Genomic DNA, 26,529 nt, shown 5'->3' on the forward strand with positions numbered 1-26,529 from the left:
ATCCAAGGTTATAGCAGGAGTGGCCGGAACCGGGCATGCGCGCCCGGGGCCGGCCCGACGAGACTCAGGTGGACGTCGAGAACCGGTAGCCGGCGCCGCGCACGGTCTGCACCATGTTCTCCGCGGCGAACGGCTCCAGCGTCTTGCGCAGGCGGCGGATGTGCACGTCGATGGTGCGCTCCTCCACATACACGCTGCCGCCCCACACGTGATCCAGCAACTGGGCGCGGGTGTACACGCGCTCAGGGTGGGTCATGAAGAAATGCAGCAGGCGGTATTCGGTCGGACCGATCGGCACCGGCTGGTCGCCGGCGAAGACGCGGTGCGCGGCGCCATCGATGCGGATCGTACCGACCGCGACGCTGCCATCTTCGTCATCGTCGCGGGCGCGGCGCATGACCGCACGGATGCGGGCCAGCAGCTCGCGCGCCGAGAACGGCTTGACCACATAGTCGTCCACACCCGCTTCCAGGCCACCGACGCGGTCGTTCTCTTCCCCGCGCGCGGTGAGCATGATGATCGGCACTTCGCGGGTCAGGGCTTCTTTGCGCCAGCGCCGGGCCAGATCCAGGCCGCTGGTGCCCGGGAGCATCCAGTCCAGCAGGATCAGGTCCGGGACGCGATCGGCGATGGCGGTCTGCGCCTCACGCGCGTCGCCGGCATGGATCGGGTCGTAATCGCCCTTGCGCAGGGCAAAGGCGACCATTTCGCGGATCGCGGGTTCGTCATCGACGATCAGGATGCGTTTCTGCACGTGCCCACCGTATTGCTCATCAGATCGGGATTGAGCTCAGTAGACTACGGTTTCATGACAGGTTTGTGACGAGGGGGCCGTTACCGTCGTCGGCCGCCATCCCACCGTCATCCGGGCGCGCCTCAGCGGCGGTCCAGCTCCGGGTCGTCGATTCCCTGCCGGCGCATTTCCAGCACCGTGGGGGTGATGCTCTCGATCCGGGCATCGACCCGGGCACGGCCGACATAATCCAGGTTCGGCTGCCGCTTCAAGGCCTGCAGCTGGATCAGCGCCTGCTCCGGGCGGCCACTCAGGTACGCGGCTTCGGCGTAGGCCTCGCTGGCCCGGGTGGTGTCGCCAGCCAGTTCGCTGGCGCGGGCGAAGCGCTGCTGGAAGACCGGATCATTGCCGCTTTGCGACAGCATCGGGCGCAGCATCGCCTGCGCGCGCTGGCCGGCCTCGCGCCCGCCCTGTTCATTGAGGATGGCCGCATAGGTCAACGCGACCGGGCGGCTGCCGGGGTGCTGGCGCATCAGGGTTTCGAACCGGGCGTTGGCCTGCACCGGCTGGCCGCCGCGGGACTCGGCCTCGCCCAGCGCCAGCGCCACCCAGACATTGTCCGGGTGGTCGCGCAGCAGCTCGCCCAGGTCCCGGGTGGCCTGCGCGGCGGCACTGTTGCGCAGCCGCCCCAGGGCCAGCCCGTAGCGTTGCGGCTCGGTCAGCCCGTTCTTCTGCGCGCGCTGCAGGCTTTCGTATTCCCGGATGACATCGCCAGGGGTATCGGCACTGAGCACGCGCAGGCGCTCGCGTGCCCACTCGAACTGGCCCGTGCTGCCGCGGCTGAGCGCGTTGACCGAAATCTGCATCGAGGCCGGCAGCAGCGGATTGCTCCGCCGCACCAGCGGATCGGAGAGGGCCGGATCGGACGGGTTCACCCGCTCCTGGCGGACCCCGCCGGGCACCTCGGTGGTGAGCAGCACCGTGTCCTTCTTCATCTGCTCGGCGCGGGCCTTGGCCTCGCTGATGCGGGTGGTGGTGACCGGGTGGGTCTGCAGGAAATCCGGGACGCTGTAACCGCCCTGGTTGCCACGCATCGAGGCCGACATGCGTTCGAAGAAGCCGGCCATCGCATCCACGTCGTAGCCGCTGCGGGCGAGTGTGCGGATGCCCAGGCGGTCGGCCTCGGATTCGTTGGAGCGGGTGTAATTGATCTGGCGCTGCTGCATCAGGCCCATGCCCGAGGTGATCGCGGCCATGGTGGCATCACCGGAGGAATTGCCGCCGGCCTGCTGTGCGGCCACGATCGCGGCGAGCATGCCGAGCAGGATCGGGATCTGGTCGCGCTGGGCACGTTCGACACCGCGCAGCACGTGCTGCTGGGTGACGTGAGCGATTTCGTGGGACAGCACCGCGGCCACCTCATCTTCGCGCTCGGCAGTCAGCACCAGGCCCGCGTTGACCCCGATGTAGCCGCCGAGAGTGGCAAAGGCGTTGATCTGCCGGTCCTTGAGCATGAAGAAGGTGTAGGACTGACGCGGCTGGGCACTGTTGGAGCCCAACCGGGCGCCCATGGTCTGCAGCCAGTCATCGACCAGCGGGTCATCGAGCAGATAGCCGTAGTTGCGCAGTTCGCGCAGCATCATCCCGCCGTACTCGGCCTGCCGTGCCGGGGTCAGCAGTTCGCCGGCCGAGGACCCGATGTCCGGCAGCTTGCTTTCCTGGGCCCCGGCCAGCGGCACGGCCAAAGCCAGGGTCAACGCGGCAGAGAGCAGCAAGGGGCGCAAACGGAGCTCCTGGGGGAAGACGGACGACAGCGTGACAGGGCCAGTGCAACCTGCAGTTAAACCACAGTGTTGCGGTGGTGACGTGGAAAATCCAGCGGACCGCTACCATATACAGACCAACGTTCCGCTGTGGAGTTTCCCGTGAGCCAAGATGCTGTTTCCACCCCCGGTGGCGCACCCGCCATCACCATCTACTCGACCGCGGTGTGCCCGTACTGCGTGGCCGCCAAGAACTTCCTGAAGAGCAAGGGCCGCGACTGGACCGAGGTCCGGATCGACCTGGACCCGGTCGAGCGCGAGAAGATGATGGCCAAGACCCGCCGCACCAGCGTGCCGCAGATCTTCGTGGGCGAGGTCCATGTGGGCGGCTACGACGACATGATGGCGCTGCACCGTGCCGGCAAGCTGGAGCCGCTGCTGGCCGGGCAGGACCCGGCATGAGCACGGCCGACGACGGCAGCAAGGACCGCATCGCCGAATTCACCGAGTTCCGCCAGCGCATGAACCAGCGCATCCTGGGTGAACCCAACCAGGTCGTGCGCCGGTTCTTCGCGCTGGACACCCAGACCTACCAGGCCGGCGCGCTGGATGTGAAGACCAAGGAACTGCTGGGCCTGGTCGCCTCGATGGTGCTGCGCTGCGATGACTGCATCAGCTACCACGTGGCCCAGTGCAAGGACGCCGGCGTGAGCCGCGAGGAGTTCTTCGAGACCTTCTCGGTCGGCCTGGTGGTCGGCGGCTCGATCGTGATCCCGCACCTGCGCCGCGCCGTGGATTTCCTGGATCAGCTCGAAGGTGGCGCCGAAGCGCCGGCCGTTCACGAGCATTGAGCCGGGGCCGTGATGGCCCCGCCGCGGTAGAGCCGACCGTTGGTCGGCTGCTTCGGCGCCCCAGCGATGTCGGCGCTTCCGGTGGCGCACCGTTCAGGTGCGAGACCCCGTTCAGCAACCCGGATAGCAATGCCTCTGGAGGAAAGCCCCTTCTGTTGAAGGGGTGCGCCGACAGGCGCGGGGTAGAGGAGGAATGCGCGGGCAAACCGCTTCGCGGTTTGCAGGGGCGCGCCGACAGGCGGGGGTAGAGGAGGAATGCGCGGGCAATTGTGCCGTTGCCGGGCTGCGCCAATGGTCTAGTTGGGACGTCTGCCCCGGCTAAGGCATAATTGCCGATGAAACTTCCCTTGCGCCCGCGCTTTGCGCACCTCACGGATGGCGCTCCCCCTCGGTTCGGAATACACATCAATGACGCAGAAAATCACGGTCATCCGCGGTGACGGCATCGGCCCGGAGATCATGGACGCTACCCTGTTCGTGCTCGGCAAGCTGGACACCGGCTTTGAATACGAAGACGCCGACGCGGGCCTGGTCGCGCTGGAAAAGCACGGCGATCTGATGCCGGCCTCCACGCTGGAGTCGATCGCACGCAACAAGATCGCACTGAAGAGCCCGCTGACCACGCCGGTCGGTGGTGGCTTCACCTCGATCAACGTCAGTCTGCGTCGCCACTTCGACCTGTACGCCAACGTGCGTCCGGCGGTGTCCTTCCCGAATACCAAGTCGCGTTTCGGCGATGGCGTGGACCTGATCACCGTCCGTGAGAACACCGAAGGCGCCTACCTGGCCGAAGGCCAGGAAGTGTCGGCCGATGGCGAGACCGCCTTCTCCGGCACCCGCATCACCCGCAAGGGCTCCGAGCGCATCGTGCGCTACGCCTTCGAGCTGGCCCGCAGCACCGGCCGCAAGAAGGTCACCGCCGTGCACAAGGCCAACATCATCAAGTCGACCTCGGGCCTGTTCCTGGCCGTGGCGCGCGAAGTGGCGGCCAAGTACCCGGACATCGAGTTCCAGGAAATGATCGTCGACAACTGCTGCATGCAGCTGGTGATGCGTCCGGAACAGTTCGACGTGATCGTGACCACCAACCTGTTCGGCGACATCATCTCCGACCTGTGTGCCGGTCTGGTCGGCGGCCTGGGCCTGGCCCCGGGCGCCAACATCGGTGAGAACGCGGCGATCTTCGAAGCCGTGCACGGCACCGCGCCGGACATCGCCGGCCAGGGCAAGGCCAATCCGTGCGCGCTGCTGCTGGCCGCTGCGCAGATGCTGGACCACGTCGGCCAGGTCGAGAACGCCGAGCGCCTGCGCAAGGCCATCGTGGCCACGCTGGAAGCCAAGGATTCGCTGACCGGCGACCTGGGCGGCACCGGCAACACCATGGGCTTCGCCCAGGCTATCGCCAGCCGCCTGTAAGGGCGCCTGCGGGTCATTCAAAAAAGCGGGGCGCTTCGGCGCCCCGCTTTTTTGTTGCCTGTTCAATGGCGGGTTCGATGGCGATTCCCAGGGGAGGGTTATCTGTCGATCTGTGCGAAAAATGCACAGATGGTGTTCAGGTAGCTGGCTGTTTCTGCACGGATCCAGCGCGCACCATGCACGCCATCCCAACCACAGCAGGAGCTTTCCCATGAACTTCGCCTCCCTGATCGGCCTGGCCGGCATCCTCGGTGTCGCCACCGCGTCCGCCCAGCCCGCTGCCGAGCCGGCTCACCCGACCATCCGCCACATGGCGGGCGCGCGGGACGCGAGCGCATTGCCGGCCGGCAAGACCGCGTTGCCGGTGATCGATTTCCAGAACGAGTACTTCGCCGGCGGCCGCATGCCCATCCCTGATGGCGACGCCGCCCTGGCCCAGACCCGCCGTCTGGTGGACTTCGCCGATGCCCACAAGATCCCGGTCATCCACGTCCAGCACGTGCTGCCGGCCGGGGCGCCGCTGTTCGCCGAAGGCGGCCGCACGGTCCAGTTCCACCCGCAGATGCAGCCGCGCAAGGGCGAGCAGGTGATCGCCAAGGACAACGTCAGCGTGTTCGCTGGTGCCTCCGGCCCGGTGCTGGAGCAGGCGCTGAAGGACGCCGGGATCGACACGCTGATCATCGCCGGCCTGCAGACCCATGCCTGCGTCGCCGGTGCCGCCCGCGATGCCGCGCCGAAGGGCCTGAACGTGATCGTGTCCTCTGACGCCACCGCCAGCCGTGATCTGGACCTGCACGACGGCAGTCGGGTCGGGCATGCCAGCCTGCACGCCGCCGCGCTGGCCAGCATCGAAGACACCTACGGCACCGTGCTGAGCACCGATCAGATCCTGGCGCTGCCGGTCCGCTGAGCTGCACCGGCCTTGGTATGCTGCCGGCACCGCCACAGGTGCCGGCCGCTGCACGGGAGCGAGATGGACCAGTTTTCCGCCATGAAAGCGTTCCGCAGCATCGTCGACGCCGGCAGTTTCACCGCCGCCGCCGAGCGCCTGGACACCACCCATTCGTCGATGTCGCGGCAGCTGCGCCAGCTGGAAGCGCACCTGGGGTCACGCCTGCTGGATCGCAACAGCCGCCGGCTGACGCTGACCGAAGCCGGGCGGGCCTATTACCAGGACTGTGTGGATATCCTGGATCGGCTGGAGGTGGCCGAACAGCGCCTGCAGGCCGATCGCGACGCACCCAGCGGGCTGTTGCGGGTCAGTGCACCGCTGGTGATCGGCACCCTGGAACTCTCGCAATGGCTGCCTGCATTCCTGGAGCAGTACCCCGGCATCGAGCTGGATCTGTCCTGCGATGATCGTCTGGTCGACCTGATCGGTGGCGGTTTCGACATGGCCCTGCGCATCGCCGGGCCGCTGGCCGACAGTACCTTGGTGGCGCGCGAACTGGCCGTTACCGACATGGTATTGGTGGCATCGCCACGCTACATCGCGCAATGGGGGCTGCCGCGCCAGCCGACGGACTTGGCCCGGCATGCGCTGATCGGGTTCGCGGGTGCGCGTGGGCCGGCCGCGTGGTCACTGACCTCCGCGCGCGGGGTGCAGAGCGAGATCCATCCGCACGGGCGGCTTCGTGTGGATGCCATCCCGGCGCTGTACGCGGCCGTGCTGGCGGGGCAGGGCATCGCCGCCTTCACCCGCCTGACCGTGCAGGACGATCTGCTGCATGGCCGTCTGGTGCGTGTTCTTCCGCAGCATCATGCGGGGCGCCGCCACTACTATGCGGTGTACCCACACGCACGCCAGCTGGCGCCCAAAGTGCGCGCGCTGGCCGACTTCATGGCCCGGCACTACACCGCGCTCCAGCAGTTGCGCGCAGCCGTACCGGAGGCATGAAAAAGGCGCCTTGCGGCGCCTTCGTCATCTCGCTGCGGGCGCGTGGCTCAGCGCTGCTGGATCTTGGACAGCAGGCGCAGGAATTCCACGTACAGCCACACCAGCGTGACCATCAGGCCGAACGCGCCGTACCACTCCATGAACTTCGGTGCGCGTGCCTCGGCGCCGGTTTCGATGAAGTCGAAATCCAGCACCAGGTTCAACGCGGCCACCACCACCACGAACAGGCTGAAGGCGATGCCCATCCAGCCGCCTTCATGGATCATCGGCACGTTGATGTTGAAGAAGCTCAGTACGAACGAAGCCAGGTACAGCAGCGCGATGCCGCCGGTTGCCGCCACCACGCCCAGCTTGAAGTTCTCGGTGACCTTGATCAGACCGCTGCGGTACACCGCCAGCATCACGAACATCGTGCCGAAGGTCAGCATCACCGCCTGCATCACGATGCCGGGGAACTTGGCATTGAACATCGCCGAGATCGCGCCGAGGAACAGGCCTTCGACGAGTGCATACATCGGTGCGGTGACCGGCGACCATTCCTTCTTGAACACGGTCACCAGGGCCAGTACCAGGCCGCCGATCGCACCAACCAGCGTGTACAGCATGGCGCTGGAGGTGGGCAGGCCGTTCGCATCGACCGACTGGCTCCACGCAAACGCGGCCGTCAGCACGGTCAGCAACAGCAACACGCCGGTCTTGTTGACGGTGCCGTTGATGGTCATCGCCTGGTCGGGGCGGGCCACGACCGAGCCGCTGGCCAGGTCGAGGAAGGTGGACTCGGAAAGTGCGGGATTGCCGCTGCGCATTGCCAATCTCCTTGATGGGGTAGGGGTTCGGCCCTCCGGCCGCTGCCCCGAGCATAGCCGAAGCCGCCATCGGCAATGACGACATGTGAATTGATGTGTGAAAACCGTTGACAGATGCCATGCCGATTCCCACAATAGGCGGCTCTTTCGGGGGGAACCCCGGAGGGAAACAAACCGCCGGGGTATAGCGCAGTCTGGTAGCGCGCCTGCTTTGGGAGCAGGATGTCGGGGGTTCGAATCCCTCTACCCCGACCAAGCCCGCTGCTCAAGTCGGGATTGGAGTGCGACAATCCGGACCGAGCGCCCGTAGCTCAACTGGATAGAGCACCGGCCTTCTAAGCCGGCGGTTACAGGTTCGATTCCTGTCGGGCGCACCATCCGGTGCAAGCGGTAGGAGACAAGGTTTTCAGTGGTGGCTGTAGCTCAGTTGGTTAGAGTTCCGGATTGTGATTCCGGTGGTCGGGGGTTCGAGTCCCCTCAGCCACCCCACTGATTCAAACTGGTTCACCGAGAGTGAATCAGGGTTGCAAAAGGCAGCACACACGCTACAATGTGCGCCTGAGTTTTCAGGGCTGTTAGCTCAGTTGGTAGAGCAGTTGACTCTTAATCAATAGGTCCAAGGTTCGAATCCTTGACAGCCCACCAAGACAGAAGCCATCTGGTCCGCCCGGTGGCTTTTTTCTTGTTCGAGACATTGCGTTGAACGGGCGGATCGTTGCGCGCCTACAGGCGACATTCGCGTTCCATTCAAACAAAACGCTTGCGTCGCGTGCAGGAAATCCTGCATAATTCGCCTCCCGATTTTCGGGCTGTTAGCTCAGTTGGTAGAGCAGTTGACTCTTAATCAATAGGTCCAAGGTTCGAATCCTTGACAGCCCACCAAGACGAAAGCCGCCTGGTCCGCCAGGCGGCTTTTTTCTTGTCAAAGCGCTTCAGCTTTGGGTCCGGGCCTGCAACAATGCGCGCCTGAGTGTTCAGACTCGCGAAAGTGGCGGAATTGGTAGACGCCCTGGATTTAGGTTCCAGTGCCGCAAGGCGTGGGGGTTCGAGTCCCCCCTTTCGCACCAGTGCAGGGCGTTTTCGCCCGCACCATGACCATGGGCACGTCCCCGATCGGGGAGACGGCCACATGCTGGGCCTCTGGCGGCCCCGACCGTTCTCGGCCCGCGCTGGCGGCGCTGGCATTTATCGGCGAAACTACAGGGCTGCGGCGGGCATGCGCGTCCACGACCCCGCGTCCAAAACCCGTTTCATCCATCACATCGTGCCGGGGCCCATGCCGCCGGTGGCAGGAGTCAACATGCAAGCTTCGATCGAATCCACTGGCAATCTGGAACGCCGCCTGACCTTCTCGCTGCCGGAAGACCGTCTGCAGACGCACATCAGCGGCCGTCTGGGCGAAATCGCCCGCACCACGCGCATCAAGGGCTTCCGCCCGGGCAAGGTGCCGGCCAAGGTGATCGAGCAGCGTTTCGGCCAGCAGGTCCGCAGCGAAGCCGTCGACGGCCTGCTGCGTGAGACCTTCGATGCCGCCCTGCGCGAGCACGAGCTGCGCATCGCCGGCACCCCGCGCATCGACAAGGGCGAGGGCGAGCTGTCCTTCGTGGCCACCGTCGAGCTGGTGCCGGACTTCGGCGACGTGGACGTCAGCAAGCTGACCGTGGTCCGCCATACCGCCGAGATCAACGACGCCGACATCGACCAGATGATCACCAACCTGCGCGAACAGCGCCGCAGCTGGAGCCCGGTCACCCGTGGCGCCCAGGACGGCGATCTGGTCGCCCTGGAAACCTGGTCGCAGGCCGGCGATGAGCGCCTGCCGGCCGAAGGCACCGAAAAGGGCAGCGTGATCGTGGGCCAGGGCATGATGTTCGAGCAGATCGAACAGGGCCTGGTCGGTCTGACCGCCGGTGAAGAAAAGACCCTGGACGTCGAGTTTCCGGCCGATTGGCGCGTGCCCGCGCTGGCCGGCAAGCAGGTCAAGGTCACCGTCAAGGCGGTGGACGTGTCCGCGCCGGTGCTGCCGGAGGTCGATGCCGACTTCATCACCAGCTTCGGCGTGAAGGGTGGCGACGTGGAGCAGTTCCGCAAGGACATCCGCGCCAACCTGGAGCGTGAGCTCAAGGGCGCCCTGATGAACCGCCTGCGCCGCGAAGTCGGCGAGCAGCTGATTGCCGCCTACGCTTCGGTCGAAATGCCGCCGCGCCTGGTCGAGAACGAAGCCCGCGCCATGCTGGCCCAGCAGATCGATCAGATCCGCCGCAGCGGCCGCAACCCGGGCGACGTCCCGGCTGACGCCCATGAAGGCTTCAAGGACGCCGCTGCCAAGCGCGTGCTGGTCGGCCTGCTGGTCGGCGAAGTGGCGCGCAAGAATGACCTGCGCCTGGACCCGAAGCGCCTGAATGAAACCATGCGCCTGATCGCCTCGACCTACGAAGAGCCGGAGCAGGTCATTGAGATGTACCGCAATGACCCCCAGCTGATGACTGGGCTGCAGAATCGCGTGATGGAAGAGCAGGTGATCGATTGGATCGCCGAGCGCGCCCAGCACACCGAAGAGAAGCTGTCGTTCCAGGACGCGATCCGCCAGTAAGCGGCCCGCGTTTTACGCCCCGCGCCCTGGCGCGGGGTCGTTCCCCCCAAAATAGGTGCCTCACTAATGGACAACCGAACCACAGCCCTGAACATGGTTCCGATGGTGGTCGAACAGACCAGCCGCGGCGAGCGCGCCTATGACATCTATTCGCGCTTGTTGAAAGAGCGTCTGATCTTCCTCGTGGGCCCGATCGACGATCACATGGCCAACGTGGTAGTGGCGCAGCTGCTGTTCCTGGAAGCGGACAACCCGGAAAAGGACATCAGCATCTACATCAACTCGCCCGGTGGCGTGGTCACCGCCGGCATGGCGATCTACGACACCATGCAGTACATCAAGCCGGACGTGAGCACCATCTGCGTCGGCCAGGCCGCCTCGATGGGCGCCCTGCTGCTGGCGTCGGGCGCGGCTGGCAAGCGGTATGCCCTGCCGAACTCGCGCGTGATGATCCACCAGCCGCTGGGCGGCTTCCAGGGCCAGGCCACGGACATCGACATCCATGCCCGTGAAATCCTGACCCTGCGTTCGCGCCTGAACGAAGTGCTGGCCAAGCACACCGGCCAGTCGCTGGAGACCATCGCCCGGGATACCGAGCGTGACAACTTCAAGAGCGCGGTCGATGCGGTGGCCTACGGCCTGGTCGACCAGGTCCTGGAGCGTCGCCCGGAAGAGTCGATCCAGCCGGCGTAAGGTTGTGCCAGGCCGGGAAACCGGCTTGTTTCCACCGGGTCGGGCAGGACTGGCGTCCTCCTGACCCTGTGCTATTCTCGAATCGAACCCCCGTTCAGTCGGGTGGGGTAACTGGGTAAGCGAAGCATGAGCGAAGACCGCCAAGGTCGTTCCACGGACACCGGCAAGATCCTCTACTGCTCTTTCTGCGGAAAGAGCCAGCATGAGGTGCGCAAGCTGATTGCGGGTCCGAGCGTGTTCATCTGCGATGAATGCGTCGAGCTGTGCAACGACATCATCCGTGAGGAGCTGGAGGAGAAGGCGCAGTCGGCCCGCAGTTCGCTGCCCAAGCCGCGCGAGATCCTCGAAGTCCTGGACCAGTACGTGATCGGGCAGAACCGCGCCAAGCGGACCCTGGCCGTGGCCGTATACAACCACTACAAGCGCATCGAGAGCCGCCAGAAGAACGACGAGGTCGAACTGGCGAAGTCGAACATCCTGCTGGTCGGTCCGACCGGTTCGGGCAAGACGCTGCTGGCCGAGACCCTGGCCCGCCTGCTCAACGTGCCGTTCACCATGGCCGACGCCACCACGCTGACCGAAGCCGGTTACGTGGGCGAAGACGTGGAGAACATCATCCAGAAGCTGCTGCAGAAGTGCGACTACGACGTCGAGAAGGCACAGCAGGGCATCGTCTACATCGATGAAATCGACAAGATCTCGCGCAAGAGCGAGAACCCGTCGATCACCCGCGATGTGTCCGGCGAAGGCGTCCAGCAGGCCCTGCTGAAGCTGATCGAGGGCACCGTGGCCAGCGTGCCGCCGCAGGGCGGTCGCAAGCACCCGCAGCAGGAATTCCTGCAGGTGGACACCAAGAACATCCTGTTCATCTGTGGCGGCGCGTTTGCCGGCCTGGACAAGGTGATCCAGCAGCGTTCGAACGATTCGGGCGGCATCGGGTTCGGTGCCAAGGTGAAGAGTTCCGAGCGCAAGCAGGAAGTGGGCAAGATCCTGGCCGAAGTCGAGCCGGAAGATCTGATCAAGTTCGGCCTGATTCCGGAGTTCGTCGGCCGCCTGCCGGTCGTGGCGACGCTGGAAGAGCTGGACGAGGCCGCCCTGGTGCGCATCCTCACCGAGCCGAAGAACGCCATCACCAAGCAGTTCAAGAAGCTGTTCGAGATGGAACACGTCGAGCTGGAGTTCCGTCCGGACGCACTGGCCGCCATTGCCCGCAAGGCGCTCAAGCGCAAGACCGGTGCCCGTGGCCTGCGTACGATCGTCGAATCGGTCCTGCTGGACACCATGTATGACCTGCCCTCGGCAGAGAACGTCAGCAAGGTGGTAGTGGACGAATCGGTGATCGAACACAAGTCCGAACCGTACCTGATCTACCAGACGCCACCGGCGCCTGAACAGAAGGCGGCTGGCGCTGAATAATCAGTTCAAGTAATTGAATTGATAGAATTTTTTCAGAACAGCTTGCATCTAGAAGCCGATGGCCCCATAACGAGGCCATCGGCTTTTTTTGTATCCGGGCGAGGCGCCCGGAGGCCATCCCCACTGTTCCACTGGAGCCCACATGGCCCGTTCCCCAACTGAGACTCTCGACCTGCCGGTACTGCCGCTGCGTGACGTGGTGGTGTTCCCGCACATGGTCATTCCGCTGTTCGTCGGCCGTGACAAGTCCATGCATGCGCTGGAGCAGGCGATGGAGGCGGACAAGCGCATCCTGCTGCTCGCGCAGAAGTCCGCCGAGACGGATGATCCGTCCGCCGCCGATCTGTACCAGGTCGGCACGCTCGCCCAGGTGTTGCAGCTGCTGAAGCTGCCCGATGGCACCATCAAGGTGCTGGTCGAAGGCCTGTCGCGCGTCAACGTCACCGACGTGACCGAGCGCGATGGCTCGCTGCACGGCGTGGGCATGGAAATCGAATCGGACGAATCGCGCGAGCCGCGCGAGATCGAGGCGATCGCCCGTTCGCTGATGTCGCTGTTCGAACAGTACGTCAAAACCAACCGCAAGCTGCCGCCGGAGCTGCTGCAGACCCTGGCCGGCATCGATGAGCCGGCGCGCCTGGCCGATACCATCGCCGCGCACATCAGCGTGCGCCTGGCCGACAAGCAGCGCCTGCTGGAAACGCTGCAGATCGGCGACCGCCTGGAAATGCTGGTCGGCCTGGTCGATGGCGAGATCGACGTGCAGCAGATGGAAAAGCGCATCCGCGGCCGCGTGAAGTCGCAGATGGAGAAGAGCCAGCGCGAGTACTACCTCAACGAGCAGATGAAGGCCATCCAGAAAGAACTGGGTGACCTGGATGACGCGCCCGGCGAGATGGACGAGCTGGCCCGCAAGATCGCCGAGGCGGGCATGCCCAAGCCGGTGGAGACCAAGGCCAAGGCCGAGCTCAACAAGCTCAAGCAGATGTCGCCGATGTCGGCCGAGGCTGCCGTCGTGCGCAACTACCTGGATTGGCTGCTGGGCGTGCCGTGGAAGAAGCGCAGCAAGGTCCGCAAGGACCTCAAGGCCGCACAGGACACGCTGGATGCCGATCACTTCGGTCTGGACAAGGTCAAGGACCGCATCCTGGAATACCTGGCGGTGCAGTCGCGCGTGAAGCAGATGAAGGGCCCGATCCTGTGCCTGGTCGGCCCGCCCGGCGTGGGCAAGACCTCGCTGGGCCAGTCCATCGCCAAGGCGACCAACCGCAAGTTCGTGCGCATGAGTCTGGGCGGCGTGCGCGACGAGGCCGAGATCCGCGGGCACCGTCGTACCTACGTCGGCTCCATGCCGGGCCGCATCGTGCAGAACCTCAACAAGGTCGGCAGCAAGAACCCGCTGTTCGTGCTCGATGAGATCGACAAGATGTCGATGGACTTCCGGGGCGATCCGTCGTCGGCGCTGCTGGAAGTGCTCGATCCGGAGCAGAACAACGCGTTCAACGATCACTACCTGGAAGTGGACCTGGACCTGTCCGAAGTGATGTTCGTGGCGACCTCCAATTCGCTCAACATCCCCGGCCCGCTGCTGGACCGTATGGAGGTGATCCGCATCCCCGGCTACACCGAGGATGAGAAGCTCAACATCGCCATGCGCTACCTGGTGCCCAAGCAGATCAAGGCCAATGGCCTGAAGCCGGAAGAGCTGGAGATCGAGGCCGACGCGATCCAGGACATCGTGCGCTATTACACGCGCGAATCCGGCGTGCGCAACCTCGAGCGCGAAGTCGCCAAGATCTGCCGCAAGGTAGTCAAGGAGATCGCGCTCGCCGGTCCGGTCGCACCGGCCAAGCCGGCCAAGGCCACCAAGAAGACCAGTGCGAAGAAGAAGGCGCTGGTGGTGGTCAACGGCAAGAACCTGGACAAGTACCTGGGCGTGCGCCGCGTCGATTTCGGCCGTGCCGAAGAGCAGAACGAAGTGGGCCTGGTCACCGGCCTGGCCTGGACGGAAGTCGGCGGCGATCTGCTGCAGATTGAATCCACACTCGTCCCGGGCAAGGGCCAGCTGATCCTGACCGGCCAGCTCGGCAACGTGATGAAGGAATCCGCCTCGGCGGCCCTGTCGGTGGTGCGTTCGCGTGCCGAGCGGCTGGGCATCGACAACGAGTTCCTGCAGAAGCACGACGTGCACGTGCACGTACCCGATGGCGCCACCCCGAAGGATGGCCCCAGCGCGGGCATCGCCATGGTCACCTCGCTGGTGTCCACGCTGACCAAGGTGCCGATCCGGGCCGAAGTGGCGATGACCGGCGAGATCACCCTGCGCGGTCGCGTCACCGCCATTGGCGGCCTCAAGGAGAAGCTGCTGGCGGCGCTGCGTGGCGGCATCACCACGGTCATCATCCCCGAGGAGAACCGCAAGGATCTGGCCGATATCCCCGCCAATGTCACCCGTGATCTGAAGATCGTGCCGGTGAAGTGGATCGAGGAAGTGCTCGACCTGGCCCTGGAGACGCCGCTGACCGCACCGAAGCCCAAGAAAGATGGGCAGCGTGTCACGGTACGTGGCAAGTCCAAGACAGCTTCCACCACGCGCGTCAAGCATTGACGCGCGCTGTCCAAGTGCCCGAAACCCGCGTCGTTATTGGCTTTTCAGCTTGCGCGGGTAGGGGGGCACTGGTATAAAAGCACCACTCGTGAGTCAGCGTCATGCTGAATTCGGCGAACAGAGAACTTCACTGGCATCCGGCGGCGTATCGTCCTCGGGTGTCTCAATGTTGAATCCGCGGAATCCCCGCCAAAGGAGCTGTAGAGAATGAACAAGACCGAATTGATCGACGCCGTTGCTGAAGCCGCTGACCTGACCAAGGCCGAGTCCAGCCGCGCCGTTGATGCCGTCATCGCTTCCGTCACCAAGGCCCTGAAGGGCGGTGACGCGGTGACGCTGGTGGGCTTCGGCACGTTCCAGGTCCGCGACCGCGCTGCCCGTACCGGCCGCAACCCGAAGACCGGCGACACCATCAAGATCGCTGCGTCGAAGAATCCGTCGTTCAAGGCTGGCAAAGCCCTGAAGGATGCCGTAAACTAAGCGGCTTGCTGGGGTGCTTAGCTCAGCGGTAGAGCGTCTCCTTTACACGGAGAGGGTCGGGGGTTCGAAACCCTCAGCACCCACCAGGCACTGCCAGTAAAAGTTTTGAAATGTGGAGCGGTAGTTCAGCTGGTTAGAATGCTGGCCTGTCACGCCGGAGGTCGCGGGTTCAAGTCCCGTCCGCTCCGCCAATCTTTGAAGAGCCCTTGGTGAAAACCAAGGGCTTTTTTTTGTTTCCAATTCAGCGGGTCGATCAATGGGGCGCTGCTGACGGCCAGCCGGCTGCAATGACCGGGCGCGGCCCATGTGGATCGGGCCGGGGCGGTTGATGCGGGCACTTTTGGAGCCTGCCGCGAAGCGGGTTACACTGCCGGGCTCGCCAATCAGGCCTTGATTTTTCCCATGCTGCAGAAACTTCGCGACAAGACCTCGGGCTGGATCGTTACCGTGATCCTGGGGCTGCTGATGATTCCGTTCCTGTTCGTGATCGACTCCAGCTACCTCGGTGGCGTCGGCTCGCAGAACGTGGCCAAAGTGGCCGCCCCGCCGACCTGGTGGAAATCCGCCCCGTCGTGGTGGCCGGTCTCGTTCCTGTGGCAGCACCATGAAATCAGCTCCAACGATTTCCGCGTGCGCTTCGAGCAGGCGCGCCAGCAGGCACGCCAGGAACAGGGTGAGGATTTCGATCCGCGCCAGTTCGAAAGCACCGAAAGCAAGCTGGCCGTGCTCGATCAGATGATCGATGAGCAGGTCGTGCGCCTGGCTGGCGAACAGTCCGGCATCGTGATCGGCGATGGTGCCGTGCGCGAGTACATTGCCTCGATCCCGGCCTTCCTGGATGCGGACGGCAAGTTCAACCAGGACAATTACCGCATCGCGCTGGCCAGCGGTAATCCGCCGCGCACGCCGACGCAGTTCGAAGCGCTGGTGCGCGAGAGCATCCAGCAGTCGATCATCCCATCGGCCCTGCAGCGTTCGGGGTTCACCACCCAGAGCGAGGCCGAGCGCCTGATGAAGCTGCTCGGTGAAACGCGTGACGTGGAGCTGGCCGCGCTGCCGGAAACGCCGGCCGATACCGCCGAAGTGACCGACGCACAGATCAAGCAGTGGTACGACAGCCACACCAAGGATTTCCGCCAGCCGGAAACCGTGTCGCTGGAGTACGTCGAGATCAACGGCGCGAACCTGCCGGCGCCGGCGGCGGCAGACGAAGCCACCCTGCGCAAGCGCTACCAGGATGAGAAGGCACGCTTCGCCACGCCGGAACAGCGTCTGGCCTCGCACATCCTGATCACCGCCGATGGCAGCGATCCGGCCAAGCTGAAGGCGGCCGAAGAAAAGGCCACGCGCATTGCCGCGGAAGCCAAGGCGCCGGGTGCCGATTTCGCCGCGCTGGCCAAGGCCAACTCGGAAGATCCGGGTTCCAAGGACACCGGCGGCGACCTGGGCTGGGTGGAACACGGCGCGATGGTGAAGCCGTTCGAAGACGCGCTGTTCGCCATGAAGACGGGCGAAGTGGTTGGGCCGGTGAAGACCGAGTTCGGCTACCACGTGCTCAAGCTGCGCGAGACCAAGGGGGGCGAAGGCCGCGCGTTCGAGGACGTGCGTGACCAGCTGGCTGCCGAACAGCTCAAGGCCGATACCGATCGCGTGTTCACTGAACTGAGTGGCCGCCTGGTGGATCTGGTCTACAAGAACCCGACCTCGCTGGAAGGCCCGGCCAAAGACATGAGCCTGCCGGTGCAGACGATCGGTCCGTTCACCCGCGCCACCGCCAGTGGCATCGCGGCCAACCCGGCCGTGCTGCGTGCGGCGTTCTCCGACATCCTGACCCAGGATGGCACGGTGAGCGACCCGATCGACCTGGGCCCGAACCACAACGTGATGATCCGCGTGACCGAGCACAGCCCGGAGCAGGCACTGCCGCTGGCCAAGGCCCGTGAGCAGGTCATCGCTGCGATCCATGCCGACCGCACCCGCCAGGCTTCCGAGAAGGCCGTGGACGCCGTGCTGGCCAAGCTGAAGGCCGGGCAGACCCTGCAGGCGCTGGCGACCAGTGACCAGCTGCAGATCAGCCCGCTGCCGGGCCTGCCGCGCACCCAGCCGGTGCCGACCCCGGAAATCAACCGCGCGGTGTTCAGCGCGCCGCTGCCGGCCGAAGGCAAGCCCAGCTACGGCAAGGTCGCCGTGCAGGGCCGCTACGTGATCTACGCGGTCAGCAAGGTCACGCCGGGCAACGTGGCCGAAGTAGATGCCGCCCAGCAGCAGCAGCTCAAGGAGCAGCTGAGCCAGATCGACGGCATGGCCGCCGCCAAGGCCTACGTCGAAGCGATGCGCAAGCACTTCAAGGTGCAGACCGAAGAAGCCAACCTCTAACGGGGGTCGGCTTCTGCAGGAAAACAAACAGCCCGGCAATGCCGGGCTGTTTGTTGTTGAAAACGACACTGCCCGGCAGAACCGGGCAGTGTCGTCACCTGCAATGCGGACGCGGAGTCAGTCTTCGACGCGCAGCACCGCTCCCGGCTTGAGCACACTGCTGCCACTGAGCCCATTGAGCGACAGCAGCGCCTTCAGCGGCATGCCGTAGCGGCGGGCGATGGTCCAGGGCGACTCGCCATCGCGCACGGTGTGGCGGCGGCTGCGCGGGCGGTCCGCGCTGGCCACGGTACGGGTGGTCACCGGGCCGGGCGCTGTACGCGCCGCCGTGGTGTCGGCCGGTGCGCTCGGCGCCACCGCAAGGGCGGCCACGCTGGCACTGGCATTCACCGGGGCGTGCGCGGTAGGGGCCAGAACCGTCACCTGGCCGCTCGGGCGGCCTTTGCCGCTGGCCAGGGCCGGATTGAGGCGGGCGATCCGGGCGGGGTCCAGTGCGCGCTGCTGGGCCCACTGCTGGACGCTGGTGCCGGCCGGCAGGGTGTGGCCCTTCAGCACCGGCACGGTGCGGTCCAGCGAGGCCATCACCGCCGGCTCGGTTTCCGCGTCTTCCAGGACGCAGGCCAGCGCATGCAGCTTCTCGACATAGGCATAGGTGACCGGCGACAGCCCCGGCAACTCGGCCGGCCGCGCGTTCTGCGCGTTCATGCCCGCCTTGCGCAGCGACTGCAGCACCCGGTACTCGCCGGCGTTGTAGGCCATCGTCGCCAAGCGCCAGTCGCCGCCGAACATGCCATGCAGGGTCTTGAGGTAGCGCACCGCGGCCTGGGTGGAATCCACGGCAGAGAGGCGGCCGTCATAGCCCGGGGTCATCTGCACGCGGTGGTTCTTGGCGGTGGTGGCGATGAACTGCCACAGACCGGCCGGGCCGCTGCCATTGCGGGCGTTGGGCCGGTAGCCACTTTCCACGAAGGGAATCAGCGCGAATTCGGTCGGCAGATTGGAGTTGCGCAGCTCTTCGACCACATAGCCGAACAGCACCAGCGCGTCATCGTCCTGGTTGGCCAGCCGAGAGGGGGCATGGGCGAACTGCTTCTGCCAACGCGGGCTGGTCGCCTCGGCGTCGCAGGTAGGTTCGGCCAGACCATCGCGGAAGCTGGCAAAGATCTCCTGCCCGTTGCGCACCGAGGCCGGCGGCAGGGCCGCAGCGGTCAGGGGAAGGGAGGACAGGCCGGCCACGTTCTGCGACATGCCGGCGGTCAACGACTGGGCGCCCGCGCTGCCGGCCACGGCGATCGCCAGGCCAAGCGCGAGCGGCAACAATCGCCGACTCATGTTCGAAATCCGTCTTTCCAGTGCCGCAGGCCTGCGACAACATCGACTTCATCGGTAACGGGACGCCCGAGATGGGCGCTGACAGCCGCCTGGACGGCGGGGGTGTTCGTACGCAGGAACGGATTGCATTCCAGCTCGCTTGCCAGTGAAACCGGCAGCGTGGGCAGGTCATCGCGGCGCATGGCCAAGGCCTCCTCATGGCGCTGCGACAGCGCAGCGTTGGTGGGGTCTACATGCCGCGCGAAGACGGCATTGGACAGGGTGTACTCGTGGGCGCAACAGACCATCAGTTGCGCTGGCAGGGACGCCAGCTTCCGCAGGGATGCCAGAAGTTGGGGAGGCGTACCTTCGAACATGCGCCCACAGCCCAGGCTGAACAGCGAATCGCCACTGAAAAGATGTTCAGCGGTGTGAAACGCGATATGGCTCCGGGTGTGCCCGGGCACGGATACTACGTGGAACCCGAGGCCCAGTGCCTGAACGTGTTCACCTTCGCCCACCCGGTGCGCCGGGACCGCAATGCGCGGTTCGACCGGTGCGTAGACCTCCACCGCCGGGAAATGGGCCTGCAGTTCGGCCACGCCGCCGATGTGGTCGTCGTGGTGATGGGTCAGCAGAATGCTGTGCGGAACCCATCCCTGCTGCGCTGCGGCAACCAGAACGGGGGCGGCCTGGCCGGGGTCAATGACCACGGCGCGGCCGTCGTCGGCGACCAGCGCCCAGATGTAATTGTCCGCAAACGCGGGTAGGGCGGTCAGTCGCATAGAATTGGACCATGCCCCCCGCGTTGAGCCCCCGTCAAGCGACAGTCGCATCCTGGTTTGATACTGAACCGGCACAAGCGTTGTGCCGTCTGGAATCGGAGCGGTTGCGCAGCCTGCTCGCCGAGCGCCCGGTGAACCCGTGGCTGTGGGTGGCGCCGACGCCTGGCTGGCTGGAAAGCGTGGACTTGCCGGGCCGCGGCCTGCGCCTGTACCGCCAGCGCGCCGAGTATGCCGGCGATGTCCAGTGCGCCCTGCCGCTTCCGCTGCCGGACGAGAGCGTCAATGCCATCGTGCTGCAGCACGTCACTGCCCGTGACGCCGAGCAGCTGATCGCCGAGTGCGCGCGCGTGCTGATGCCCGGGGGCCGGCTGTGGCTGTCCACCCTCAACCCGTTCAGCCCGTACCGTCGCCAGTGGCGGCATCACGGGCTGGTCGTGCGCAGCCCGCAGCGGCTGCGCCACACCCTCACGCAGGCTGGCCTGAGCTGCGAGGACCTGCACTACCTCGGCCCGATGTGGCGCAACCGCTCGCCGGGCCGGCGCGATCTGGCCCCGCTGCGGGCCGCCTGTCTGTTCACCGCTGAAAAACGCACTCTGGCATTGCCGGGACCGACGCCCGTGGCCGTGCCACGTTGGCACGGCACGGTTGCCACCTGATCTGGAATGGAATGAAGACGATAGAAATCCACACCGACGGTTCCTGCCTCGGCAATCCCGGCCCCGGCGGCTGGGCGGCGTTGCTGCGCTACAACGCGCACGAGCGCGAACTGAGCGGTGGCGAAGCGCATACCACCAACAACCGCATGGAGCTGATGGCGGCCATCTCGGGACTGGAAGCCCTCACCGAGCCGTGCAACATCGTGTTGTTCACCGATTCGCAGTACGTGCGCCAGGGCCTGACCGAATGGATGCCCGGCTGGATCCGCAAGAACTGGAAAACCGCCGGCGGCTCGCCGGTCAAGAACCGCGAGCTGTGGGAGCGCCTGCACGCGGCCACGCTCAAGCACACCATCGATTGGCGCTGGGTCAAGGGCCATTCCGGCGACCCGGACAACGAGCGCGTGGATCAGCTGGCGCGCGACGCCGCGATCCGGATCCGCGCCGCCGGCCCGGTACACTGAGCCCATGCGTCAGATCATCCTTGATACCGAAACCACCGGCCTGGAATGGCGGAAGGGCAACCGCGTCGTCGAAATCGGCTGTGTGGAACTGCTCGAGCGCCGCCCCAGTGGCAACAACTACCACCAGTACCTCAAGCCGGACTGTGAGTTCGAACAGGGCGCGCAGGAAGTCACCGGCCTGACCCTGGAGTTCCTGGCCGACAAGCCGGCCTTCGCCCAGGTCGTCGACGACTTCCTCGCCTACATCGACGGCGCTGAGCTGATCATCCACAACGCGGCGTTCGATCTGGGCTTCCTGGACAACGAGCTGTCGCTGCTGGGCGACCACTACGGCAAGATCACCGACCGCTGCACGGTGATCGATACGCTGAAGATGGCGCGTGAGCGCTTCCCCGGCCAGCGCAACTCGCTGGATGCACTGTGCCGGCGCCTGGGCGTGGACAACGCCCACCGCCAGCTGCACGGCGGCCTGCTCGATGCGCAGATCCTGGGCGATGTGTACATCGCGCTGACCTCGGGCCAGGAAGAAATCGGCTTTGGCTCGGCCGATGACCAGAAAACCGGCAGCGCCCACGCGCAGACCTTCGACACCTCGCGCCTGCTGCCGCGCCCGCGCGTGGTCGCCACCGCCTCGGAGCGGGAAGCGCACGAAGCGCGCCTGGCCAAGCTGCGCAAGAAGGCCGGCCGCGCGATCTGGGATGGTGAACCCGAGGCGGCGGAAGCGGTCAGCGCCTGACGGCCCGACCCCGGCGGTATATCCCGACCGTTGGTGGGGATGCCTGCCTCAGTGGCATCGCACCAGAATCACGGTGATGTTGTCCGAGCCGCCGCCGTCCAGCGCGGCGGCGACCAGCGTATCCACGCATTCCTGCGCACTGGCATCGTCGAAGGCGAGGGTACGCGCGATGCCCTTGTCCTCGACCTCTTCGGTCAGGCCGTCACTGCACAGCAGCAGCTGCATGCCCGGGCGCAGCTCGCCGGTGGTGGTCGCCACATTCAGATGTGCCGGATCGGTCACCCCCAGCGCCTGGGTCACCACATTGCGGTGCGGATGCGCACGGGCCTGCTCGGCGGTCAGATTGCCCTGCGCGACCAGTTCCTGGACCACGCTGTGATCCTGGCTGAGCTGGGCCAGCGTGCCGTCGCGCCACAGGTACGCGCGGCTGTCGCCGACCCACGCCACCTCATACCGATTGCCCTGCACACGGGCCGCCACCACGGTAGTGCCCATCGGCAGGCTGTCGTTGCGGCGGCGCGAGGTGCGGATGATTTCCTCATCGGCGATGCGGATCGCATGCGCCAGCGTCGCCCCGCGGCGGATCTCGCGCACGATGGTCTCGCGCGCCAGCGCGCTGGCCACCTCACCGCAGGCGTGCCCGCCCATGCCATCGGCGACCAGCCACAGCGCCAGTTCGCCATCCCCGTAATACGTATCCTCATTGAGGTCACGGCGCAGGCCGGGGTGGGTCAGGTGTCCGAATTCGATCATGAAGGCGCGTGCCGGTGAGGATTGCGAGGGATAACGGCATGATCGCGGCCCGCCGGACATCCGGCAAGGCATCCATACAGAAGAAATTCACTTCTTTGCACGCAATGACTTGTCGCCAGCGCGTCCTGCCCGTATCATTCGCGTCCCGGTTCGCCGGGACCATCTGGAGAGGTGGCAGAGCGGTTGAATGTACCTGACTCGAAATCAGGCAGGCGTTTATAGCGCCTCGGGGGTTCGAATCCCCCCCTCTCCGCCAGATACGCAAAAAAGGCTGCCCAATGGGTGGCCTTTTTTGCGTGTCTGGCGGAGAGGGGGATGAAGCGAAGGCGCGCCGGGGTTCGACGGATCTGCAGGAGCAGATCCGGACAGACGAACGTCTGGCCCTGGAGCGCGCAAGCGCGGAAGGGCTGGGTGCATGGATGCACCCAGCAATCACAATGAAGCGGCCACCCTGCTTCCGGAGCCCCAAGCGTCATCACCGACATACCCGGGCGCGTGGCGACGCGTTCATCTCAACGGCGTATCCAATTTCAGGCGGCGCGGCCCTGGAGCGCGCAGCGCGGAAGGGCTGGGTGTATGGATGCACCCAGCAATCCCAATGAAGCGGCCCCCCTGCTTCCGGAGCCCCCATTGCCGTCACCGACCGCCGCTCACACTGGTCTCGCCAGCAGCCAAATCTGCAACTCCGTCCTCAGAACGGTTGATCAGAGGTGTGCTAATAGTCCTACTCGGGCGTTCCGGCCCATCAAGGAGGATGTAATGAGGAAGCTTACGTTTGCAGCAGCGGCTGTACTTCTTTCATTCACTGGCGCGGCTGCAGCCGCCACGGTCGAAGTGTTCGACGTTTATGGCGAAGGCATCAATTTTTCGGACGCACGTAAAGATGCGGAGAACCAGGCTCGCGTGATCTGCAGTGCCATGGGTGGGCAGCATGTGGTGGTGGAGGTTGTCGACACGGCCAATCCTGGCGGCCGGGTGCTCCTCTACGGCTTGGCACAGTGCCATATTCCCTGAGTCGTGAGCTGACAGCCTGTCGAACGGGCCTCATCGGTGAGGCCCGTTCAACCAAAGCGCCCGCCAAGACGGCGCTCAGGCCCTCAACACCTCGCCTCCGGTAAACTGAAGTACCCGTCCCGGAATCCCCACCATGACCGCTGAAATCCTCGTCCCCGTGTCCTTCGGTGAACTGCTCGACAAGATCTCGATCCTGCAGATCAAATCCGAGCGCATCAGCGACGAGGCCAAGCTGGCCAACATCCGCACCGAGCTGAGCGCACTGGAAAAGACCTGGATGGCGCACCCGGCCGGGGTCAAGGACATCGCGCGCCTGCGTGCCGAGCTCAAGGCCGTCAACGAGCGCCTGTGGGACATCGAAGACAACATCCGCCTGCAGGACAAGGCCCAGGCCTTCGACGACCATTTCGTCGAGCTGGCCCGCAGTGTCTATCAGCAGAACGATGAGCGCGCCCGCATCAAGAAAGACATCAACCTGGCGCTGGGCTCGCTCTACGTGGAAGAGAAGTCGTACAAGGATTACGCCCCGCGCGGCGCGTAATCGGCGACATAGCGCTCGAAGGCGGCAATGCCGTCCTCGACCGTGATCAGCTGCATCACGTCGTCGAATTCGACCTTCGCGCCCCATTTCAGTTCGCTGGCTGGCTTGCCCAGGAATCTGCGCGCCGCATCGTCGTAGCGGTCCACGCAGTAGCGGCGGTCGGAATAGGGGCCGCTGCGGTGCGGGTTGCTGGCCGCATGCAGGCCCAGCACTTTGGTGCCCATCGCGTTGGCGATATGCATCGGGCCCGAATCGGGCGTCATCACCAGCGCGGCACGCGCCAACAGGGCCGGTAGCTGCTTGAGGGTGTCTTTGCCGACCAGATCCAGCGCCGGCGTGGTCAGCTGCGCCTGGATCGCATCGGCCATGCCGCGCTCCAGCTCGCTGCGCCCACCGCACAGCACCACCCGCCAGCCGCGTGAGGTGGCGTGGTTGGCGACGGCCGCATAGCGGTCGGCGTACCAGTTGCGGCGCACGTGGCTGGAGCAGGGCGAAATCATCAGCACCGGGCGGCCGTCGTCGGCCCACTGGGCATTGGCCCACTCGAACGCCGCCGGCGGCACGGCCAGGTCCCAGCTGACCTCGGTCTGCTTCAGGCCCAGCGGCTCGCAGAAGCTGCCGATCGCATCCAGCACGTGGATGCCGGGGCGGTCGGGGATGCGCTCATTGATAAACAGCCCGTGAAGGTCTTTTGAGCGCGATTTGTCGTAGCCAATGCGGCGCTTGGCCGGCACGAAGGCAGACAGCACGTTGGCGCGGAAGGCCACCTGCATCTGCAGCAGCGCATCGAAGCGCCCGGCAGGGAGGCTCTCGCGCAGGGCGCGCATGCCGGCCAGGCCGGTCTTCTTGTCGTAGCTGTGGAAGGTCACGCCCGGCAGCCCATCGAGCAGCTTGTGGCCGGCCTTGTCGATGATCCAGTGCAGGCAAACGCCGGGATCGGCCTGTTGCAGGGTGCGCACCAGCGGCACCACATGGGTCACGTCCCCCAGCGCGGACAAACGCAAAAGACACAAGGAAGAGGACGTTGGTGCCATGGTGTTGTTAGACTCGAAGGAATGGTCGCATTCGACGCCACTGAAGCGCTGACGCCCTGCCGCGATGCACGCGGTATCGGTGCCATTCTGTTCGACCGCGAAGCCTTGCGGCAAGCCGAGATGAGCCTGTTCGCGCCGGCCCACTGGGGCGAGCGGGCGCGACCGGTCGGCGATGGCGGCCGCGGCGGCGCCTGGTTCGTTGATGCGCCCTTCGGTCATGCCGTGCTGCGCCAGTACCTGCGCGGCGGCCTGGCGGCCAAGCTCAGCCGGGACCACTACATCTGGCGTGGCGCCAACCGCACCCGCAGTTTTGCCGAGTTCCGCCTGATGCGTGCCCTGCGCGCGCAGAAGCTGCCGGTGCCGCGACCGATTGCCGCGTTCTACATGCGCGAAGGCCTGCGCTACAAAGCGGCGATCCTGATGGAGCGGCTGGAGGGCGTGCGCTCGCTGGCCGACCGCGCGCTGGTCGCCGGGCGCGGCGCCCCCTGGGAAGAGACGGGCCGGCTGATCGCGCGCTTCCACCGCGCCGGGCTGGACCATGCCGATCTCAACGCCCACAACATTCTGTTCGACGCCAACGGCCACGGCTGGCTGATCGATTTCGATCGCGGCGTGCTGCGCATTCCCGCCACCCGCTGGCGCGAGCGCAATCTCAAGCGGCTGCTGCGCTCGTTGATCAAACTGCGCGGTGAGCGCAGCCATGACGACGTCGAAAAGGACTACGCACGGCTGCGCCGCGCCTACGATCTCGCCTGGAACCGGGGCTACTGATGGACTGGGCACTGCGTTTCATGGGGGTCGGCAATGCGTCGGCCGTGCAGCTGGGTTCGCCGATGGCGGTGATCGAGCGTGATGGCCGCCCGTGGCTCACCATCGATTGCGGCGGGGAAGGGCTGACCGCCTTCCAGGCGCACTACGGGGCTGTGCCGCAGGCACTGTTCGTCACCCATGTGCACCTGGACCATGTCGCTGGTTTCGAACGTCTGTTCGTCGATGCGTATTTCTCGCCGCAGCGTCGTGGGCGCATCCGCCTCTACGTGCCGGCGACGGTCGTGCCGCTGCTGCACAAGCGCGTGGCCGATTACCCGAACGTGCTGGCCGAGGGCGGCGCGAATTTCTGGGATGCCTTCCAGCTGATCGTGGTCGGCGATGCGTTCTGGCATGACGGCGTGCGCCTGGAAGTCTTCCCGGTGCGTCATCACTGGCCTGAAACCGCCTATGGCCTGCGCCTGAAGGGTGCGGTCACCTGGAGCGGCGATACCCGCCCGATTCCGGAAATGCTGGCGCGCTACGCGGACGACAACGAACTGATCGCCCACGACTGCGGCCTGCACGGCAATCCCTCGCACACCGGTGTAGACGACCTGGAGCGTGAGTACACGCCCGAACTGCAGGCGCGGATGATGCTCTATCACTACGCCAGTGAGGCTGACGGCGAGGCGCTGCGCCAGCGTGGCCACCGTGTGGCCCTGCCCGGTGAGCGTGTGGCGCTGGCTACCCCGACCGCGATGCACGTGCTGGCCCAGGATCCTCCCTGAGCATGGACGACGCGCTGGCCGCCCATCTGCAGGCGCTCGAACGCGCGTTGCATGCGCCAGCGGTT

Annotated in this window: 25 protein-coding genes and 9 tRNA genes; 27 read left to right on the forward strand and 7 right to left on the reverse strand. The window is 65.6% G+C overall.

From position 1 onward, the window contains the following. Nucleotides 1-64 precede the first annotated feature (64 nt). Both phoB and ABE463_RS13110 read right to left on the reverse strand, forming a co-directional pair. Nucleotides 65-754 (reverse strand): phosphate regulon transcriptional regulator PhoB, encoded by a 690-nt coding sequence (phoB, locus tag ABE463_RS13105; RefSeq protein WP_123728486.1) that lies wholly within the window; start codon nucleotides 752-754, stop codon nucleotides 65-67. Nucleotides 755-876: 122 nt separating this feature from the next. Next, nucleotides 877-2,517 (reverse strand): M48 family metalloprotease, encoded by a 1,641-nt coding sequence (locus tag ABE463_RS13110; RefSeq protein WP_346468477.1) that lies wholly within the window; start codon nucleotides 2,515-2,517, stop codon nucleotides 877-879. A gap of 141 nt (nucleotides 2,518-2,658) precedes the next feature. On the opposite strand from ABE463_RS13110, the gene grxC reads away from it, so the two are divergent. The 5 genes from grxC (at nucleotide 2,659) to ABE463_RS13135 (ending at nucleotide 6,660) form a co-directional block, all read left to right on the forward strand. After that, nucleotides 2,659-2,958, forward strand: a complete 300-nt coding sequence (grxC, locus tag ABE463_RS13115) for a glutaredoxin 3 (RefSeq protein WP_019185813.1) — start codon at nucleotides 2,659-2,661, stop codon at nucleotides 2,956-2,958. Continuing rightward, nucleotides 2,955-3,347: a carboxymuconolactone decarboxylase family protein gene (locus tag ABE463_RS13120; RefSeq protein ID WP_346468478.1), complete on the forward strand. Its 393-nt coding sequence runs from the start codon at nucleotides 2,955-2,957 to the stop codon at nucleotides 3,345-3,347. Before grxC ends, ABE463_RS13120 begins: the two co-directional genes overlap by 4 nt. Nucleotides 3,348-3,755: 408 nt before the next feature. After that, nucleotides 3,756-4,763, forward strand: a complete 1,008-nt coding sequence (locus tag ABE463_RS13125) for an isocitrate dehydrogenase (protein ID WP_121042973.1) — start codon at nucleotides 3,756-3,758, stop codon at nucleotides 4,761-4,763. 211 nt (nucleotides 4,764-4,974) lie between these two features. Beyond that, nucleotides 4,975-5,673 (forward strand): isochorismatase family cysteine hydrolase, encoded by a 699-nt coding sequence (locus ABE463_RS13130; RefSeq protein WP_346468479.1) that lies wholly within the window; start codon nucleotides 4,975-4,977, stop codon nucleotides 5,671-5,673. A gap of 63 nt (nucleotides 5,674-5,736) precedes the next feature. Then, a complete protein-coding gene (locus tag ABE463_RS13135; RefSeq protein WP_346468480.1) occupies nucleotides 5,737-6,660 on the forward strand; it encodes a LysR family transcriptional regulator in 924 nt (307 codons plus the stop codon). 47 nt (nucleotides 6,661-6,707) lie between these two features. Here ABE463_RS13135 and ABE463_RS13140 read toward each other — a convergent pair whose 3' ends face one another. Next, nucleotides 6,708-7,466: a Bax inhibitor-1/YccA family protein gene (locus tag ABE463_RS13140; protein ID WP_123728491.1), complete on the reverse strand. Its 759-nt coding sequence runs from the start codon at nucleotides 7,464-7,466 to the stop codon at nucleotides 6,708-6,710. Nucleotides 7,467-7,644: 178 nt separating this feature from the next. Here ABE463_RS13140 and ABE463_RS13145 point away from each other — a divergent pair. The 14 genes from ABE463_RS13145 to ABE463_RS13210 all read left to right on the forward strand — a co-directional run bounded on the left by ABE463_RS13145 (nucleotide 7,645) and on the right by ABE463_RS13210 (nucleotide 17,632). Then, nucleotides 7,645-7,721, forward strand: a tRNA-Pro gene (locus ABE463_RS13145). Between the two features lie 45 nt (nucleotides 7,722-7,766). Then, nucleotides 7,767-7,843 (forward strand) — tRNA-Arg (locus ABE463_RS13150). Nucleotides 7,844-7,878: 35 nt separating this feature from the next. Then, a tRNA-His gene (locus tag ABE463_RS13155) sits at nucleotides 7,879-7,955 on the forward strand. Nucleotides 7,956-8,035: 80 nt separating this feature from the next. Further along, a tRNA-Lys gene (locus ABE463_RS13160) sits at nucleotides 8,036-8,111 on the forward strand. Nucleotides 8,112-8,272: 161 nt separating this feature from the next. After that, nucleotides 8,273-8,348, forward strand: a tRNA-Lys gene (locus ABE463_RS13165). 100 nt (nucleotides 8,349-8,448) lie between these two features. Next, nucleotides 8,449-8,533, forward strand: a tRNA-Leu gene (locus tag ABE463_RS13170). A 233-nt stretch (nucleotides 8,534-8,766) separates the two neighbouring features. Then, the gene (tig, locus tag ABE463_RS13175; protein WP_259261157.1) at nucleotides 8,767-10,059 is read left to right on the forward strand and encodes a trigger factor; all 1,293 of its coding nucleotides are present in this window, start codon (nucleotides 8,767-8,769) and stop codon (nucleotides 10,057-10,059) included. A 66-nt stretch (nucleotides 10,060-10,125) separates the two neighbouring features. After that, on the forward strand, nucleotides 10,126-10,752 hold the full coding sequence (gene clpP / locus ABE463_RS13180; protein ID WP_121042979.1) for an ATP-dependent Clp endopeptidase proteolytic subunit ClpP: 627 nt from the start codon (nucleotides 10,126-10,128) through the stop codon (nucleotides 10,750-10,752). A 126-nt stretch (nucleotides 10,753-10,878) separates the two neighbouring features. Beyond that, nucleotides 10,879-12,168 carry an ATP-dependent Clp protease ATP-binding subunit ClpX gene (gene clpX, locus ABE463_RS13185; protein ID WP_019185803.1) on the forward strand — a complete coding sequence of 430 codons (1,290 nt, stop codon included), beginning with the start codon at nucleotides 10,879-10,881 and terminating at the stop codon, nucleotides 12,166-12,168. A 142-nt stretch (nucleotides 12,169-12,310) separates the two neighbouring features. Beyond that, nucleotides 12,311-14,776 (forward strand): endopeptidase La, encoded by a 2,466-nt coding sequence (gene lon, locus ABE463_RS13190; RefSeq protein WP_259261159.1) that lies wholly within the window; start codon nucleotides 12,311-12,313, stop codon nucleotides 14,774-14,776. Nucleotides 14,777-14,983: 207 nt separating this feature from the next. Beyond that, nucleotides 14,984-15,256: an HU family DNA-binding protein gene (locus ABE463_RS13195; RefSeq protein WP_019185801.1), complete on the forward strand. Its 273-nt coding sequence runs from the start codon at nucleotides 14,984-14,986 to the stop codon at nucleotides 15,254-15,256. Between the two features lie 11 nt (nucleotides 15,257-15,267). After that, a tRNA-Val gene (locus tag ABE463_RS13200) sits at nucleotides 15,268-15,342 on the forward strand. Nucleotides 15,343-15,370: 28 nt separating this feature from the next. Continuing rightward, nucleotides 15,371-15,447, forward strand: a tRNA-Asp gene (locus tag ABE463_RS13205). Nucleotides 15,448-15,658: 211 nt separating this feature from the next. Further along, entirely contained in the window at nucleotides 15,659-17,632 is a 1,974-nt protein-coding gene (locus ABE463_RS13210; RefSeq protein ID WP_346468481.1) for a peptidyl-prolyl cis-trans isomerase, read from the forward strand. A gap of 117 nt (nucleotides 17,633-17,749) precedes the next feature. Here ABE463_RS13210 and ABE463_RS13215 read toward each other — a convergent pair whose 3' ends face one another. Both ABE463_RS13215 and gloB read right to left on the reverse strand, forming a co-directional pair. Then, complete coding sequence (locus ABE463_RS13215; RefSeq protein WP_346468482.1) at nucleotides 17,750-18,964, reverse strand: transglycosylase SLT domain-containing protein; 1,215 nt, start codon at nucleotides 18,962-18,964, stop codon at nucleotides 17,750-17,752. Continuing rightward, nucleotides 18,961-19,728 (reverse strand): hydroxyacylglutathione hydrolase, encoded by a 768-nt coding sequence (gene gloB / locus ABE463_RS13220; RefSeq protein WP_346468483.1) that lies wholly within the window; start codon nucleotides 19,726-19,728, stop codon nucleotides 18,961-18,963. Before gloB ends, ABE463_RS13215 begins: the two co-directional genes overlap by 4 nt. An 11-nt stretch (nucleotides 19,729-19,739) precedes the next feature. On the opposite strand from gloB, the gene ABE463_RS13225 reads away from it, so the two are divergent. From ABE463_RS13225 to dnaQ, 3 genes are read left to right on the forward strand one after another with little or no spacing between them, the layout of a single operon-like run. After that, on the forward strand, nucleotides 19,740-20,384 hold the full coding sequence (locus ABE463_RS13225; RefSeq protein WP_346468484.1) for a class I SAM-dependent methyltransferase: 645 nt from the start codon (nucleotides 19,740-19,742) through the stop codon (nucleotides 20,382-20,384). Nucleotides 20,385-20,395: 11 nt separating this feature from the next. After that, the gene (rnhA, locus tag ABE463_RS13230; RefSeq protein WP_121042991.1) at nucleotides 20,396-20,848 is read left to right on the forward strand and encodes a ribonuclease HI; all 453 of its coding nucleotides are present in this window, start codon (nucleotides 20,396-20,398) and stop codon (nucleotides 20,846-20,848) included. Between the two features lie 4 nt (nucleotides 20,849-20,852). Continuing rightward, nucleotides 20,853-21,584 (forward strand): DNA polymerase III subunit epsilon, encoded by a 732-nt coding sequence (gene dnaQ / locus ABE463_RS13235; RefSeq protein ID WP_346468485.1) that lies wholly within the window; start codon nucleotides 20,853-20,855, stop codon nucleotides 21,582-21,584. A gap of 48 nt (nucleotides 21,585-21,632) precedes the next feature. Here the strand turns inward: dnaQ and ABE463_RS13240 are convergent, their stop codons facing one another. Continuing rightward, nucleotides 21,633-22,337, reverse strand: a complete 705-nt coding sequence (locus ABE463_RS13240) for a protein phosphatase 2C domain-containing protein (protein ID WP_176990741.1) — start codon at nucleotides 22,335-22,337, stop codon at nucleotides 21,633-21,635. Nucleotides 22,338-22,502: 165 nt separating this feature from the next. Here ABE463_RS13240 and ABE463_RS13245 point away from each other — a divergent pair. The 3 genes from ABE463_RS13245 to ABE463_RS13255 all read left to right on the forward strand — a co-directional run bounded on the left by ABE463_RS13245 (nucleotide 22,503) and on the right by ABE463_RS13255 (nucleotide 23,892). Further along, a tRNA-Ser gene (locus ABE463_RS13245) sits at nucleotides 22,503-22,593 on the forward strand. 503 nt (nucleotides 22,594-23,096) lie between these two features. Then, nucleotides 23,097-23,351 (forward strand): hypothetical protein, encoded by a 255-nt coding sequence (locus ABE463_RS13250; protein ID WP_259261167.1) that lies wholly within the window; start codon nucleotides 23,097-23,099, stop codon nucleotides 23,349-23,351. A gap of 133 nt (nucleotides 23,352-23,484) precedes the next feature. Beyond that, a complete protein-coding gene (locus ABE463_RS13255; protein ID WP_019185792.1) occupies nucleotides 23,485-23,892 on the forward strand; it encodes a DUF6165 family protein in 408 nt (135 codons plus the stop codon). On the opposite strand, the gene ABE463_RS13260 is transcribed toward ABE463_RS13255, so the two are convergent. After that, a complete protein-coding gene (locus ABE463_RS13260) occupies nucleotides 23,871-24,926 on the reverse strand; it encodes a glycosyltransferase family 9 protein (RefSeq protein WP_346468486.1) in 1,056 nt (351 codons plus the stop codon). The genes ABE463_RS13255 and ABE463_RS13260 overlap by 22 nt on opposite strands. 21 nt (nucleotides 24,927-24,947) lie before the next feature. On the opposite strand from ABE463_RS13260, the gene ABE463_RS13265 reads away from it, so the two are divergent. Both ABE463_RS13265 and ABE463_RS13270 read left to right on the forward strand, forming a co-directional pair. Further along, nucleotides 24,948-25,697 carry a 3-deoxy-D-manno-octulosonic acid kinase gene (locus tag ABE463_RS13265; protein ID WP_346468487.1) on the forward strand — a complete coding sequence of 250 codons (750 nt, stop codon included), beginning with the start codon at nucleotides 24,948-24,950 and terminating at the stop codon, nucleotides 25,695-25,697. Next, nucleotides 25,697-26,464, forward strand: a complete 768-nt coding sequence (locus tag ABE463_RS13270) for an MBL fold metallo-hydrolase (protein WP_346468488.1) — start codon at nucleotides 25,697-25,699, stop codon at nucleotides 26,462-26,464. Before ABE463_RS13265 ends, ABE463_RS13270 begins: the two co-directional genes overlap by 1 nt. The last annotated feature ends 65 nt before the right edge of the window (nucleotides 26,465-26,529 follow it).

The sequence above is a fragment of the Stenotrophomonas sp. TWI819 genome (genome assembly GCF_039673075.1).
In the GTDB taxonomy this organism is placed as follows: domain Bacteria; phylum Pseudomonadota; class Gammaproteobacteria; order Xanthomonadales; family Xanthomonadaceae; genus Stenotrophomonas; species Stenotrophomonas rhizophila_B.